Raw genomic sequence first — 14,445 nt, forward strand, 5'->3', positions numbered from 1 at the left:
AGAGGCGTAAAAAACCGGCCTTATGGGCCGGTTTTTTTTAGAGCGTTTGCTCAGTGGCTGATCAGGCCAGTTGTCTTTTTGATTTTTGAGCGACGCCCTCTTTGGGGGTAGTGGCGCTGACTGGAGCGCTGATATTCACTGCGTGCAAGCCCTTGGGTCCCTGAATGATGTCGAAGGAAACCGGTTGCCCTGCCTTTAGTGTCTTGTAGCCATCCATTTGGATAGCCGAGTAATGCGCAAATAGGTCGTCAGTCTTGTCGTCTTCGTTGATGAAGCCGTAACCCTTGGCATTGTTGAACCACTTGACCTTACCGCTCGCCATGCCCATATCCCTCTGCACCAGACTCCATCACTGGAGTATCATCCAGTTTATCCGTCCTAACCCGAATAAATAAGGTTGACTGCGCGGACCTTTTTTACCCACTGTGGGTTCTATTGGTTGTAACACTGATTTGCCGATAGTCAAGGCGACCAGTCGGTCAGAGTTGAAATTCTGACAGGTCGCCCCCACCACTGTATTTGAACCACTGACGAACCTTTCTTTCCATGCATGCAATCAGCCAGATTCGACTAACATTCAATCAGGATCGCCCGGATCATCAAGAAGACGACGACGGTTCTGCAGGCATTGCTGTCCAGGAGGCCAAGCCTGCTTTACAGGCGCCGCCGATGTACAAGGTGGTTTTGTTCAATGATGACTACACACCGATGGATTTCGTCGTCGAAGTGCTCGAGGTGTTTTTTAACCTGAACCGCGAGTTGGCGACCAAGGTAATGCTGGCCGTTCACACAGAAGGACGGGCAGTATGTGGAGTGTTTACCCGCGACATCGCCGAGACAAAGGCCATGCAGGTCAACCAGTACGCCAGGGAAAGCCAGCATCCGCTACTCTGTGAAATCGAGAAGGACGGTTAACTCCGACCACTTGGGTATGAGGTGAAGCTATGTTAAACCGCGAGCTCGAAGTCACCCTCAATCTTGCCTTCAAGGAGGCCCGTTCGAAGCGTCATGAATTCATGACCGTCGAACACCTGCTGCTGGCACTTTTGGATAACGAAGCTGCCGCCACCGTACTGCGTGCGTGTGGTGCCAATCTCGACAAACTCAAGCATGACCTGCAGGAGTTTATCGACTCCACCACGCCGTTGATCCCCGTTCATGACGAGGACCGCGAGACCCAGCCAACCCTGGGCTTCCAGCGGGTACTGCAGCGTGCCGTTTTCCACGTACAGAGCTCCGGCAAGCGCGAAGTCACAGGGGCCAATGTGCTCGTGGCGATCTTCAGCGAGCAGGAAAGCCAGGCTGTGTTCCTGCTCAAGCAGCAAAGCGTTGCCCGTATTGATGTCGTCAACTACATCGCCCATGGCATTTCCAAGGTGCCGGGGCATGGCGATCACTCGGAAGGTGAGCAGGATATGCAGGATGACGAGGGCGGTGAGTCTTCTTCTTCGAGCAACCCGCTGGACGCTTATGCCAGCAACCTCAACGAACTGGCGCGCCAGGGGCGGATCGATCCGCTGGTAGGGCGTGAGCTGGAAGTTGAGCGCGTGGCGCAGATCCTGGCGCGTCGCCGCAAGAACAACCCGTTGTTGGTCGGTGAGGCAGGCGTGGGTAAAACCGCGATTGCCGAAGGCCTGGCCAAACGCATTGTTGATAACCAGGTGCCCGACCTGCTGGCCAACAGCGTCGTCTACTCCCTTGACCTGGGCGCGTTACTCGCCGGGACCAAGTACCGTGGCGACTTCGAGAAGCGCTTCAAGGCGCTGCTCGGTGAGCTGAAAAAACGCCCGCAGGCGATCCTGTTCATTGACGAAATCCACACCATCATCGGTGCCGGTGCGGCTTCCGGTGGGGTGATGGATGCTTCGAACCTGCTCAAGCCGCTGCTGTCTTCGGGCGATATCCGTTGCATCGGCTCGACCACGTTCCAGGAATTCCGCGGGATCTTCGAAAAAGACCGTGCCCTGGCGCGCCGCTTCCAGAAAGTGGATGTGTCCGAGCCTTCGGTAGAAGACACCATTGGCATCCTGCGCGGGCTCAAGGGGCGCTTTGAAGCGCACCATGGCATCGAGTACACCGATGAGGCGCTGCGTGCAGCCGCCGAACTGGCATCGCGCTACATCAATGACCGGCACATGCCGGACAAGGCCATCGACGTGATCGACGAGGCGGGTGCCTACCAGCGCCTGCAGCCGGTAGAGAAGCGTGTGAAACGCATCGACGTGCCTCAGGTCGAGGATATCGTGGCGAAGATCGCGCGGATTCCGCCAAAACACGTCAACACCTCCGATCGGGAGCTGCTGCGTAACCTGGAGCGCGACCTCAAGCTGACGGTGTTTGGTCAGGATGCAGCCATCGACTCGCTGTCCACCGCGATCAAGCTGTCCCGCGCTGGCCTCAAGTCGCCGGACAAGCCGGTCGGTTCGTTCCTGTTCGCCGGGCCTACCGGCGTCGGCAAGACCGAAGCGGCGCGGCAATTGGCCAAGGCCATGGGGATCGAGCTGGTGCGTTTCGACATGTCCGAGTACATGGAGCGTCACACCGTGTCGCGCCTGATCGGTGCGCCTCCGGGCTATGTCGGCTTCGACCAGGGCGGCCTGTTGACCGAGGCGATCACCAAGCAGCCACATTGCGTACTGCTGCTCGATGAAATCGAGAAGGCGCACCCGGAAGTCTTCAACCTGCTGTTGCAGGTCATGGACCACGGCACCCTGACCGACAACAACGGGCGCAAGGCGGACTTCCGCAACGTGATCGTGATCATGACCACCAACGCCGGTGCCGAAACAGCCGCGCGGGCTTCCATTGGCTTTACTCATCAGGATCACTCTTCCGACGCCATGGAAGTGATCAAGAAGAGTTTCACGCCGGAATTCCGCAACCGCCTGGACACCATCATCCAGTTTGGTCGCCTCAGCCATGAGGTCATCAAAAGCGTGGTGGACAAGTTCCTCACCGAGCTCCAGGCGCAGTTGGAAGACAAGCGCGTGCAGCTGGAAGTCTCGGACGCGGCGCGCAACTGGCTGGCGGAAGGTGGCTACGACGCGGCAATGGGCGCTCGGCCAATGGCTCGCCTGATCCAGGACAAGATCAAGCGCCCACTGGCGGAAGAGATCCTGTTCGGCGAACTGGCAGACCATGGTGGCGTGGTGCATATCGATCTGAAGGACGGCGAGTTGACCTTCGACTTCGAAACCACGGCTGAAATGGCCTGATAGCTGACGCAACAAAACAAAAAGGCGCCGAGAGGCGCCTTTTTGCTGTCTTGAAACCGATGCAGATCAAATGTGGGAGCGGGCTTGCTCGCGAATGCGGTGTGCCAGTCGACACAGTCAGTGACTGATATGCCGCATTCGCGAGCAAGCCCGCTCCCACAAGGGATTGCTGGTTTCAGGTAAATCGCGCGCACACAAAAACGCCCGGCATAACCGGGCGTTTTGTATTGACTTGATTAACGGGCGCGGTAAGTGATGCGCCCTTTGCTCAGGTCATAGGGCGTCAGTTCGACGCGCACTTTGTCACCGGTAAGAATACGAATGTAGTTCTTGCGCATCTTGCCGGAGATATGCGCGGTTACGACGTGCCCATTTTCCAACTCCACACGAAACATGGTGTTGGGCAGGGTGTCGACGACAGTGCCTTCCATTTCGAAGCTGTCTTCTTTCGACATGCAGTAAAGCCCTCGGTATCCAGTGAATGGCCCGGTGCAACTGCGCCAGGCAAAAGCGGCGTGCATTGTGCCCGAAAAAGGGTGTTTAAGCCAAGAGGTTCTAGTTCAACGTGACCCATCTTTGGTTAATTAGCAGCTCAATGGGCCGATATTGGGTCTTGTAGTTCATCTTTTTGCAGTTTTTTATCCAGTATCCGAGGTACACCGCCTCCAATTCCAGGCGCAAGGCTTCACCGATCTGCCACAGGATCGCAAAGCGTCCCAGGCTGCGCCGTTCCTCGGCGGGCTCATAAAAGGTGTAGACCGCCGACAGGCCATTGGGCAGCAGGTCAGTCACGGCGACCGCCACCAGTCGTCCCTCCAGCCGAAACTCATAGAAGCGCGAGAAGGGCAGATCGCGCACCAGGAAGGTGGAAAACTGGTCGCGGCTGGGCGGGAACATGTCGCCGTCGGCGTGGCGCTGTTCGATGTAGCGTTGGTAAAGGTCGAAATATTCTTCGCTGAAGCCGGGTTTGGTGGCGGTAACGGTCAGGTCGGCGTTGCGCTTCAGGATGCGTTTCTGGTTGCGGTCCGGAAGGAACTGCGCCACCGGGATGCGCGCCGGTACGCAGGCGTTGCAGTTCTGGCAGTGCGGCCGGTAAAGGTGGTCGCCGCTGCGCCGGAAGCCCATTTCCGACAAATCGGCATACACATGCACGTCCATCGGCTGGCTGGGGTCGAGGAACAGCGTGGTGGCCTGCTCATCGGGCAGATAGCTGCATGAGTGGGGTTGAGTGGCATAAAACTTCAAACGCGCCAACTCGGTCATGATCAACCCTCGGATAAGCTTTGAAATAAGTGTAAGCCAGGTGTGGGGAAGTCGCCTAGGAAACCCACGGAGCAGAGCTGGTTTGGTCCAAATGGTCGCGCAGGTAGTTGGCGAAGTCGCTGCGGGGAATGGCGCGGGCGCCGAGGCTGTGCAGGTGATCGGTGGGCATCTGGCAGTCGATCAGCACAAAGCCCCAGGCCTGTAGTTGCCGAACCAGGGTGGCAAAGCCGTATTTCGAGGCGTTGTCGGCGCGACTGAACATGGACTCGCCGAAAAACAACTGGCCCATCGCCAGGCCGTACAGGCCGCCCACCAGTTCGCCCGCGTCCCACACCTCCACCGAATGCGCATAACCGCGCTGGTGCAGTTGTAGGTAGGCGTTCTGCATGGCTTCGGTGATCCAGGTGCCATCGGCATAACTGCGCGGCGCCGCGCACGCCTGGATGACCGCAGCGAAGTCCTGGTCGAAGGTCACCGTGTAACGCTGCTGGCGCAACAATTTGCCGAGGCTGCGGGAAACGTGCAGCTCATCGGGGAACAGTACGGTGCGTGGGTCGGGCGACCACCAGAGGATGGGCTGGCCTTCCGAGAACCAGGGAAAGCAGCCGTGGCGGTAGGCCTGGATCAGGCGGTCGGCCGACAGGTCGCCACCGGCCGCGAGCAGGCCATTGGGTTCGCGCATGGCCTTGGCCAGCGGTGGGAAGGTCAGGGTGTTGCGTTGTAACCAGGTCAGCATGGCATCCAGGCTTACGGAAGGGGAGGGCGGAAACGGCGATGTTGTCCGTTGCAAGAGCTGTGATTATTGTCGACGAAACGCTCTGGGGCTACCCCGAACATGGGATCGGTGCAGATAAGCATGAACGGGTGTTTCTGCAACTCTATGCCGGGGGCGTGGTCGTAATCGCGTACGTCGGTCGGCAAGCTAGCCTGGATTGGCAAAAACAGCTCATAAGCCTTTGTCAGTAAAGACAATGCATGCTCAAATTGAACGTTATGAAATTGAGCATTGGCTATGCTGTGTAACGTAGGGCCAAGTGCGTGGCATCGCGCGCACAAACCCGTACAATGCGGCCATTGGGGCGTTATCGCCGTTTCATGAATCAGTAGCAGGGTGTTAAAAGTAGCTCCACTGGCACTCGTTCATTTTTTACCTGCCCGGATTGGGCAGTGTTTTGCAGTCATTCAACAGATGGACGCGCTAAAGGCGCAGGAAAAGACCCGTTTTGAAGAAATCCGCCGCAACACCTAAAGCCGCAGTCGTGCCCGCCTGGCGCCAGCACCTGCACTACCGACTCAAGGAAGGTGCACTAATCGCCATCGGCGCGCTGTGCCTGTTCCTGATGATGGCCTTGCTCACCTATGGCAAGGACGATCCAGGCTGGAGCCACAACAGCAAGATCGAAGACGTGCAGAACTTCGGTGGTCCGGCCGGCTCCTACAGCGCCGACATCCTGTTCATGGTGCTGGGTTACTTCGCTTACATCTTCCCGTTGCTGCTGGCCATCAAGACCTGGCAGATCTTCCGCCAGCGTCACGAGCCGTGGCAATGGAGCGGCTGGCTGTTCTCCTGGCGCCTGATCGGCCTGGTGTTCCTGGTGTTGTCCGGCGCGGCCCTGGCCCATATCCATTTCCATGCACCTACCGGTCTGCCGGCCGGTGCCGGCGGCGCTCTGGGCGAAAGCCTCGGCGACCTGGCCCGCAGGACCCTGAACATCCAGGGCAGCACCCTGATGTTTATTGCGCTGTTCCTGTTCGGCCTCACCGTGTTTACCGACCTGTCCTGGTTCAAGGTCATGGACGTGACCGGCAAGATCACCCTCGACCTGCTCGAACTGTTCCAGGGCGCGGCCAATCGCTGGTGGTCGGCCCGGGTGGACCGCAAACGCATGGTTGCGCAACTGCGCGAGGTGGATACCCGCGTCAACGAGGTGGTAGCCCCGAGCACGCCGGACCGGCGTGAGCAGGCCAAGGTCAAGGAACGCCTGATCGAACGCGAGCAGGCCCTGACCAAGCACATGTCGGACCGCGAGAAGCAAGTGCCGCCGGTGATTGCCCCTGCGCCGCCGAAGGCCCCCGAGCCAAGCCACCGCGTGCAGAAAGAGAAACAGGCGCCGTTGTTTGTCGACAGCGCCGTGGAAGGCACCTTGCCGCCGATCTCGATTCTTGATCCTGCGGAAAAGAAACAGCTCAATTACTCCCCTGAATCCCTGGCGGCCGTCGGCCACCTGCTGGAAATCAAGCTCAAGGAATTCGGCGTCGAAGTCTCGGTGGATTCGATCCACCCGGGCCCGGTGATTACCCGCTACGAAATCCAGCCGGCTGCCGGCGTCAAGGTCAGCCGCATTTCCAACCTGGCCAAGGATCTGGCGCGTTCGCTGGCCGTGACCAGCGTGCGGGTGGTGGAAGTGATTCCGGGCAAGACCACCGTCGGTATCGAGATTCCCAACGAAGACCGGCAGATCGTGCGCTTCTCCGAAGTGCTGTCGACCCCGGAATACGACAACTTCAAATCGCCGGTCACCCTGGCCCTGGGCCACGACATCGGCGGCAAGCCGGTGATCACCGACCTGGCGAAAATGCCTCACTTGCTGGTTGCCGGTACCACCGGTTCCGGTAAGTCGGTGGGTGTGAACGCGATGATCCTGTCGATCCTGTTCAAGTCGGGCCCGGATGACGCCAAGCTGATCATGATCGACCCGAAAATGCTTGAGCTGTCGATCTACGAAGGGATTCCACACCTGTTGTGCCCGGTGGTGACCGACATGAAGGATGCGGCCAACGCCCTGCGCTGGAGCGTTGCCGAGATGGAGCGGCGCTACAAGCTGATGGCGAAGATGGGTGTGCGTAACCTGTCGGGCTTCAACGCCAAGGTCAAGGAAGCCCAGGACGCCGGCACGCCGCTGACCGACCCGTTGTACAAGCGTGAAAGCATCCACGACGAAGCGCCGCTGTTGACCAAATTGCCGACCATCGTGGTGGTGGTCGACGAATTTGCCGACATGATGATGATCGTCGGCAAGAAGGTCGAAGAGCTGATCGCCCGTATCGCCCAGAAGGCGCGGGCCGCCGGGATCCACTTGATCCTCGCGACCCAGCGTCCGTCGGTGGACGTGATCACCGGCCTGATCAAGGCCAACATCCCGACCCGCATGGCGTTCCAGGTGTCGAGCAAGATCGATTCCCGGACCATCATCGACCAGGGCGGCGCCGAGCAACTGCTGGGCCACGGTGACATGCTCTACATGCCGCCGGGCACCAGTTTGCCGATCCGTGTCCACGGCGCGTTCGTCTCCGACGATGAGGTGCACCGTGTGGTGGAAGCCTGGAAACTGCGTGGCGCCCCGGAATACAACGACGACATCCTCGCCGGCGTCGAAGAGGCTGGCAGCGGCTTCGACGGTGGCAGCGGCGGTGGCGACGATGATGCCGAGACCGATGCGCTCTACGACGAAGCGGTGCAGTTCGTGCTTGAAAGCCGCCGCGCCTCGATCTCCGCCGTACAGCGCAAGCTGAAGATTGGCTACAACCGCGCTGCCCGCATGATCGAAGCCATGGAAATGGCCGGCGTGGTCACCTCGATGAACACCAACGGCTCGCGCGAAGTGATTGCGCCAGCGCAGATGCGTGACTGATTACGTGCCGCGTGGCAACACGCGGCACGCCTTGCAACCGAATCTAAGAGGACTCCCATGCGTCTTATCCGCATGCTGTTGTTGCCTGCATTGGCCCTGACTGCTGTTTCGGCTCATGCTGACCCGGCTTCCGTCGCCAGCCTGAAAAACCTGTTGGACAAATCCCAGACCCTGACCGCGCGCTTCTCCCAGCTTACGCTGGATGCCGGTGGCACCCAGTTGCAGGAAACCGCCGGCGAGATGGCTGTGCAGCGCCCAGGGCTGTTCTACTGGCACACAGAAGGCAAGGCCGAGCAGACCATCGTCTCTGACGGCCAAAAAGTCACCCTGTGGGACCCGGACCTGGAGCAGGCGACCATCAAGAAGCTCGACCCGCGCCTGAACCAGACGCCAGCGCTGTTGCTGTCGGGCGATGTGTCGAAGATCAACGACAGCTTCGACATTACCTCCAAGCAGACCAGCAACGTGATTGAATTCACCCTTAAGCCGAAATCCAAGGACACGCTCTTTGACACGCTGTCCCTGTCGTTTGGCAACGGCGTGATCAACAACATGCGCCTGGTTGACAGCGTCGGCCAGCGCACCGATATCCTGTTCTCCGGGGTCAAGGCCAACCAGCCGGTACCGGCATCCAAGTTCAAGTTCGACATCCCGAAGGGTGCCGACGTGATCCAGGAATAAACTGCCCAGAGGTTTCAAACGCTGCCCATGGACCTGTTTCGAAGTGACCCGATTGCTCAGCCTCTGGCGGCGCGCCTGCGCTCGACCAACCTGGACGAGTACGTCGGGCAGGAACACCTGCTCGCCCGCGGCAAGCCTTTGCGCGAGGCCCTTGAGCAGGGTGCGCTGCACTCGATGATTTTCTGGGGGCCGCCGGGCGTGGGTAAAACCACCCTGGCGCGGCTCCTGGCAAAAGTCTCGGATGCACACTTCGAGACGGTCTCGGCGGTGCTGGCCGGGGTCAAGGAGATCCGCCAGGCGGTGGAAGTCGCCAAGCAGCAGGCCGGGCAGTACGGCAAGCGCACCATCCTGTTCGTCGACGAAGTGCATCGCTTCAACAAGTCGCAGCAGGATGCGTTCTTGCCGTATGTCGAAGACGGCACGCTGATCTTTATTGGTGCCACCACCGAAAACCCGTCTTTTGAACTGAACAATGCCTTGCTGTCCCGGGCGCGTGTCTATGTGCTCAAGAGCCTCGACGAAGCCGCGATGCAGAAGCTCTTGCAGCGTGCGCTGAACGAAGACAAGGGCCTGGGCAAGCGCCAGTTGAGTGTCAGTGAGGAAGGCTTCAAGATCCTGCTGACTGCTGCGGATGGCGACGGTCGACGTTTTCTCAATCTGCTGGAAAACGCTTCCGACCTGGCCGAGGATGGCAGCGAAATCGGCGTCGACTTGCTGCAGAGCCTGTTGGGCGACACCCGCCGGCGTTTCGACAAGGGCGGCGAAGCGTTCTACGACCAGATTTCCGCGTTGCACAAGTCTGTGCGCGGCTCAAACCCAGACGGCGCGCTGTACTGGTTTGCGCGGATGATCGACGGCGGTTGCGACCCGCTGTACCTGGCCCGGCGCGTGGTGCGCATGGCCAGTGAAGATATCGGCAATGCCGACCCGCGTGCGCTGAGCCTGTGCCTGGCCGCCTGGGAAGTGCAGGAACGCCTGGGCAGCCCGGAAGGCGAGTTGGCGGTGGCCCAGGCCATCACCTATCTGGCCTGCGCACCGAAGAGCAACGCGGTGTACATGGGCTTCAAGTCCGCCCTGCGTGCTGCCGCCGAGCATGGTTCCCTGGAAGTGCCGCTGCACCTGCGCAATGCGCCGACCAAGCTGATGAAGCAACTCGGCTACGGCGATGAATACCGCTACGCCCACGATGAGCCGGACGCCTATGCGGCTGGCGAAGATTACTTCCCGGATGACCTTGAGCCGCAGCCGTTCTACCAGCCGGTGCCCCGCGGCCTGGAGCTGAAGATCGGCGAAAAGCTCAATCACCTTGCCCAACTTGACCGGCTCAGTCCGAAACAGCGGAGAAAGTAGTGCTCAGAACGATTCTTGCCGTGTCCGTGGCCGGCATCGCTGGTACATTATTGCGTTTCGCCACCAGCACGTGGGTCAGCGCCAATTGGCCGAAGCATTTTTATGCGGCGACCCTGGCGGTCAACCTGGTGGGCTGTTTGATCATCGGCTTGTTGTACGGGTGGTTTCTGCTTCGCCCGGAAGTGCCGATTGAGATTCGTGCCGGCTTGATTGTCGGTTTTGTAGGCGGTCTGACGACCTTTTCATCCTTTTCACTGGACACGCTACGCCTTCTGGAAAGCGGGCAGGCACCGGTCGCCTTCGGGTACCTGGCCGTCAGCGTGTTCGGCGGGCTGCTCGCCACCTGGGCTGGCCTGTCCTTGACCAAACTTTGATAAACGAGAGACCGACATGCTCGATTCCAAACTGTTACGTAGCAACCTTCAGGACGTAGCGGACCGCCTGGCATCCCGTGGCTTTGCCTTGGATGTTGCGCGCATCGAAGCGCTGGAAGAACAGCGCAAGACCGTCCAGACCCGCACCGAAGCACTGCAGGCTGAGCGTAATGCGCGTTCCAAATCCATCGGTCAGGCCAAGCAGCGCGGCGAAGACATCGCGCCGTTGATGGCGGACGTCGAGCGTATGGCTGGCGAGTTGGCTTCCGGCAAAGTCGAGCTGGACGTTATCCAGACCGAACTGGACTCGATCCTGCTGGGCATCCCGAACCTGCCGCACGAATCCGTGCCAATCGGCGAAGACGAAGACGGCAACGTCGAAGTCCGTCGCTGGGGCACGCCAAAAACCTTCGATTTCGAGATCAAGGACCACGTCGCCCTGGGCGAACTGACCGGTGGCCTGGACTTCGAAACGGCGGCCAAAATGTCCGGCGCGCGCTTTGCCTTGCTGCGTGGCCCGATCGCACGCATGCACCGCGCCCTGGCGCAGTTCATGATCAACCTGCACACCGGCGAGCACGGCTACGAAGAGGCTTACACCCCGTACCTGGTCCAGGCTCCGGCGCTGATGGGCACCAGCCAGCTGCCGAAATTCGAGGAAGACCTGTTCAAGATCAGCCGCGATGGCGAAGCCGACTTGTACCTGATCCCGACCGCCGAAGTGTCGCTGACCAATATCGTGGCCGGGGAAATCCTCGACGCCAAGCAGCTGCCGATCAAGTTTGTCGCCCACTCGCCATGCTTTCGCAGCGAAGCCGGTGCATCGGGCCGCGACACCCGCGGCATGATTCGCCAGCACCAGTTCGACAAGGTCGAGATGGTGCAGGTTGTCGAGCCGTCGACTTCCATGGAAGCGCTGGAAGGCCTGACCGCCAACGCCGAACGCGTCCTGCAACTGCTGGAGCTGCCGTACCGCGTTCTGGCCCTGTGCACCGGCGACATGGGTTTCAGTGCCGTGAAGACTTACGACCTGGAAGTGTGGGTGCCGAGCCAGGACAAATACCGCGAGATTTCGTCGTGCTCCAACTGCGGTGATTTCCAGGCCCGTCGCATGCAGGCGCGTTTCCGTAACCCGGAAACCGGCAAGCCCGAGCTGGTCCACACCCTCAACGGTTCGGGCCTGGCAGTAGGCCGTACCCTGGTGGCCGTGCTGGAAAACTACCAGCAGGCTGACGGTTCGATCCGCGTGCCTGAAGTGCTCAAGCCGTACATGGCGGGCGTTGAGGTCATCGGCTAAATGGAATTTCTGCCGCTGTTTCATAACCTGCGCGGCAGTCGTGTGTTGGTCGTCGGTGGCGGGGAGATTGCCTTGCGCAAATCCCGGCTGCTGGCCGACGCCGGCGCGTTGTTGCGGGTGGTTGCTCCCCAGATTGAAGACCAGTTGCGTGAACTGGTGCAGGGCAGTGGCGGTGAACTGATTTTGCGTGGTTATCAGGAGGCCGACCTCGACGGTTGCACCCTGATCATCGCGGCGACCGACGACGAGCCGCTGAACGCGCAAGTGTCCAGCGATGCCCGGCGTCGTTGCGTACCGGTCAATGTGGTGGATGCGCCGGCCTTGTGCAGCGTGATCTTCCCGGCGATTGTCGACCGTTCGCCGTTGGTGATCGCAGTGTCCAGCGGCGGCGATGCGCCGGTGCTTGCACGCTTGATCCGCGCCAAGCTGGAAACCTGGATTCCGTCGACTTACGGCCAGTTGGCCGGGCTGGCGGCGCGGTTTCGCAGCCAGGTCAAAGGCTTGTTCCCGGATGTGCAGCAACGTCGCGCGTTCTGGGAAGATGTCTTCCAGGGCCCGATTGCTGATCGGCAACTGGCCGGGCAGGGCGATGAAGCCGAGCGTCTGCTGGTGGAGAAAATCAACGGCGCGCCGCCCCACGCACCGGGCGAAGTCTACCTGGTGGGCGCAGGCCCGGGTGATCCGGACCTGCTGACGTTCCGCGCCTTGCGCTTGATGCAACAGGCCGACGTGGTGCTGTACGACCGCCTGGTGGCGCCGGCGATTCTTGAGCTGTGCCGTCGCGATGCCGAGCGGGTGTATGTCGGCAAGCGGCGCGCCGACCATGCGGTGCCGCAGGACCAGATCAACCAGCAACTGGTGGACCTGGCCAGGCAAGGCAAGCGCGTGCTGCGGCTCAAGGGTGGCGACCCGTTCATCTTTGGGCGTGGCGGTGAAGAGATCGAAGAGCTGGCGGCCCATGGCATCCCGTTCCAGGTGGTGCCGGGTATTACCGCGGCCAGTGGTTGCGCGGCGTATGCCGGTATTCCGCTGACCCACCGTGACTATGCGCAATCGGTTCGCTTCATTACCGGGCACTTGAAGGACGGGACTTCGGACCTGCCGTGGAGTGACTTGGTGGGCCCTTCGCAGACCCTGGTGTTCTACATGGGCTTGATCGGGTTGCCGATCATCTGCGAACAGCTGATCAAGCATGGTCGTTCGGCGGATACGCCGGCGGCGTTGATCCAGCAGGGCACCACGTCCAACCAGCGGGTGTTTACCGGCACCCTGGCTGACCTGCCACGCATGGTGGCGGAACATGAGGTTCATGCGCCGACACTGGTGATTGTGGGAGAAGTGGTGCAGTTGCGTGAGAAGCTGAAGTGGTTTGAAGGCGCTCAGTCGCAAGTCTGACACGTCTCCTGTGGCGAGACCGTCTCTGTGGCGAGGGAGCTTGCTGTGGGGAGGGAGCTTGCTGTGGCGAGGGAGCTTGCTCCCGCTGGAGTGCGAAGCGCTCCCAGGATTTTGGGGCCGCTGCTCAGCCCAGCGGGAGCAAGCTCCCTCGCCACAGGGTTTGTCAGCTCAAGATGCCTTTTCCGCTCAGTCTCGCGCGGTCATGCTCCGCCTCAAACGTCTGCAACGGCCCCTTCGGCACAATCCCCGTCGGATTAATCGTGCGGTGACTGGCGTAGTAATGCCCCTTGATGTGAGCAAAATCCACCGTCTCGGCAATCCCCGGCCACTGATACAACTCCCTTAGCCAGTTCGACAGGTTCGGATAATCCGCAATCCGTCGCAGGTTGCATTTGAAGTGGCTGTAGTACACCGCATCAAACCGAATCGCCGTGGTGAAAAGCCTTACATCGGCTTCAGTCAGGTATTCTCCCGCCAGGTAACGATGCTCACCCAAGTGCTGCTCAAGGTGATCCAGTTCGGCAAACACATCATCAAATGCGGCCTCATAAGCCTTTTGTGACGTGGCAAAGCCTGCGCGGTACACACCGTTGTTCACGGCGGGATAGATTCGATCGTTCAGTGCATCAATGGTCGAGCGCTGGGCTTCGGGATAGAAATCCAGTTGATTGCCGGTCAGTTCATTAAACGCACTGTTGAACATGCGAATAATCTCCGCCGACTCATTGCTGACAATCCGCTTGCGCTTCTTGTCCCACAACACCGGCACCGTGACCCGCCCGGTGTAGCTGGCGGTGTCGGCGGTGTAGCGTTGGTGCATGAAGGTGAAGTCGTCAAGCTTGTCGCCGCTGGAGCCATGGGCCTTGTCGAAGGTCCAGCCGTTTTCCAGCATCAGCCAACTGACCACGGATACATCGATCAAGCTCTCCAGGCCTTTGAGCTTGCGCAGGATCAATGTGCGGTGCGCCCAGGGGCAGGCGAGGGATACGTATAAATGGTAGCGACCGGCTTCAGCCGCGAAACCGCCTTCGCCGGTCGGGCCGGGTTCACCATCGGCGGTCACCCAGTTGCGGCGTTGCGCCTGCTCCCGTTGGAAGGCGCCGTCTGCGCTACTTTCGTACCACTGGTCATGCCAGCGTCCTTCGATCAGCAAACCCATGACTGACTCCTTGGCTAATAAGCGTTGGAGTGCAGTCTAAAGGTCTGACTTCGAACAAAAAGCGCAAAGGGTGGGGGTT

The 14,445-nt window shown here is 60.1% G+C and carries 13 protein-coding genes; 8 read left to right on the plus strand and 5 right to left on the minus strand.

Annotated elements, in window-relative coordinates; genetic code table 11:
- Positions 1–61 precede the first annotated feature (61 nt).
- Positions 62–322: a cold shock domain-containing protein CspD gene (gene cspD, locus HX786_RS23580; protein ID WP_023658953.1), complete on the minus strand. Its 261-nt coding sequence runs from the start codon at positions 320–322 to the stop codon at positions 62–64.
- A 224-nt stretch (positions 323–546) separates the two neighbouring features.
- On the opposite strand from cspD, the gene clpS reads away from it, so the two are divergent.
- The gene (gene clpS, locus HX786_RS23585; protein ID WP_003219604.1) at positions 547–915 is read left to right on the plus strand and encodes an ATP-dependent Clp protease adapter ClpS; all 369 of its coding nucleotides are present in this window, start codon (positions 547–549) and stop codon (positions 913–915) included.
- A gap of 29 nt (positions 916–944) precedes the next feature.
- Positions 945–3,215: an ATP-dependent Clp protease ATP-binding subunit ClpA gene (gene clpA / locus HX786_RS23590; protein WP_003219606.1), complete on the plus strand. Its 2,271-nt coding sequence runs from the start codon at positions 945–947 to the stop codon at positions 3,213–3,215.
- A 236-nt stretch (positions 3,216–3,451) separates the two neighbouring features.
- Here clpA and infA read toward each other — a convergent pair whose 3' ends face one another.
- The 3 genes from infA to aat all read right to left on the minus strand — a co-directional run bounded on the left by infA (position 3,452) and on the right by aat (position 5,214).
- Positions 3,452–3,670, minus strand: coding sequence for a translation initiation factor IF-1 (gene infA, locus HX786_RS23595; protein ID WP_002553999.1), 219 nt, complete (start codon positions 3,668–3,670; stop codon positions 3,452–3,454).
- 100 nt (positions 3,671–3,770) lie between these two features.
- A complete protein-coding gene (locus HX786_RS23600) occupies positions 3,771–4,478 on the minus strand; it encodes an arginyltransferase (protein ID WP_003219609.1) in 708 nt (235 codons plus the stop codon).
- Between the two features lie 55 nt (positions 4,479–4,533).
- Complete coding sequence (aat, locus tag HX786_RS23605; protein WP_003219611.1) at positions 4,534–5,214, minus strand: leucyl/phenylalanyl-tRNA--protein transferase; 681 nt, start codon at positions 5,212–5,214, stop codon at positions 4,534–4,536.
- A 487-nt stretch (positions 5,215–5,701) separates the two neighbouring features.
- Here aat and ftsK point away from each other — a divergent pair, with 487 nt between their 5' ends.
- Genes ftsK through cysG form a run of 6 tightly spaced genes read left to right on the plus strand, consistent with a single transcriptional unit; the run spans position 5,702 to position 13,207 of the window.
- Positions 5,702–8,110: a DNA translocase FtsK gene (gene ftsK, locus HX786_RS23610; RefSeq protein ID WP_003219614.1), complete on the plus strand. Its 2,409-nt coding sequence runs from the start codon at positions 5,702–5,704 to the stop codon at positions 8,108–8,110.
- Positions 8,111–8,167: 57 nt separating this feature from the next.
- The gene (lolA, locus tag HX786_RS23615; RefSeq protein WP_016975527.1) at positions 8,168–8,791 is read left to right on the plus strand and encodes an outer membrane lipoprotein chaperone LolA; all 624 of its coding nucleotides are present in this window, start codon (positions 8,168–8,170) and stop codon (positions 8,789–8,791) included.
- A gap of 27 nt (positions 8,792–8,818) precedes the next feature.
- Complete coding sequence (locus HX786_RS23620) at positions 8,819–10,141, plus strand: replication-associated recombination protein A (RefSeq protein WP_003219616.1); 1,323 nt, start codon at positions 8,819–8,821, stop codon at positions 10,139–10,141.
- Positions 10,141–10,515, plus strand: coding sequence for a fluoride efflux transporter CrcB (crcB, locus tag HX786_RS23625; RefSeq protein WP_003219617.1), 375 nt, complete (start codon positions 10,141–10,143; stop codon positions 10,513–10,515). Before HX786_RS23620 ends, crcB begins: the two co-directional genes overlap by 1 nt.
- A gap of 16 nt (positions 10,516–10,531) precedes the next feature.
- Positions 10,532–11,812 (plus strand): serine--tRNA ligase, encoded by a 1,281-nt coding sequence (serS, locus tag HX786_RS23630; protein WP_177048396.1) that lies wholly within the window; start codon positions 10,532–10,534, stop codon positions 11,810–11,812.
- The gene (gene cysG, locus HX786_RS23635; RefSeq protein ID WP_003219620.1) at positions 11,813–13,207 is read left to right on the plus strand and encodes a siroheme synthase CysG; all 1,395 of its coding nucleotides are present in this window, start codon (positions 11,813–11,815) and stop codon (positions 13,205–13,207) included.
- A gap of 163 nt (positions 13,208–13,370) precedes the next feature.
- Here cysG and HX786_RS23640 read toward each other — a convergent pair whose 3' ends face one another.
- Positions 13,371–14,366 carry a glutathione S-transferase family protein gene (locus HX786_RS23640; protein WP_178912659.1) on the minus strand — a complete coding sequence of 332 codons (996 nt, stop codon included), beginning with the start codon at positions 14,364–14,366 and terminating at the stop codon, positions 13,371–13,373.
- Between the last annotated feature and the right edge of the window lie 79 nt (positions 14,367–14,445).

The organism is Pseudomonas sp. 21615526, assembly GCF_013386245.1.
Lineage (GTDB): Bacteria > Pseudomonadota > Gammaproteobacteria > Pseudomonadales > Pseudomonadaceae > Aquipseudomonas.

What these genes read in the sequence shown, in the direction of transcription:
- cspD (WP_023658953.1), bottom strand. Translation starts at nt 322, where the DNA reads ATGGCGAGCGGTAAGGTCAAGTGGTTCAACAATGCCAAGGGTTACGGC.
- clpS (WP_003219604.1), top strand. Translation starts at nt 547, where the DNA reads ATGCATGCAATCAGCCAGATTCGACTAACATTCAATCAGGATCGCCCG.
- clpA (WP_003219606.1), top strand. Translation starts at nt 945, where the DNA reads ATGTTAAACCGCGAGCTCGAAGTCACCCTCAATCTTGCCTTCAAGGAG.
- infA (WP_002553999.1), bottom strand. Translation starts at nt 3,670, where the DNA reads ATGTCGAAAGAAGACAGCTTCGAAATGGAAGGCACTGTCGTCGACACC.
- HX786_RS23600 (WP_003219609.1), bottom strand. Translation starts at nt 4,478, where the DNA reads ATGACCGAGTTGGCGCGTTTGAAGTTTTATGCCACTCAACCCCACTCA.
- aat (WP_003219611.1), bottom strand. Translation starts at nt 5,214, where the DNA reads ATGCTGACCTGGTTACAACGCAACACCCTGACCTTCCCACCGCTGGCC.
- lolA (WP_016975527.1), top strand. Translation starts at nt 8,168, where the DNA reads ATGCGTCTTATCCGCATGCTGTTGTTGCCTGCATTGGCCCTGACTGCT.
- HX786_RS23620 (WP_003219616.1), top strand. Translation starts at nt 8,819, where the DNA reads ATGGACCTGTTTCGAAGTGACCCGATTGCTCAGCCTCTGGCGGCGCGC.
- serS (WP_177048396.1), top strand. Translation starts at nt 10,532, where the DNA reads ATGCTCGATTCCAAACTGTTACGTAGCAACCTTCAGGACGTAGCGGAC.
- cysG (WP_003219620.1), top strand. Translation starts at nt 11,813, where the DNA reads ATGGAATTTCTGCCGCTGTTTCATAACCTGCGCGGCAGTCGTGTGTTG.
- HX786_RS23640 (WP_178912659.1), bottom strand. Translation starts at nt 14,366, where the DNA reads ATGGGTTTGCTGATCGAAGGACGCTGGCATGACCAGTGGTACGAAAGT.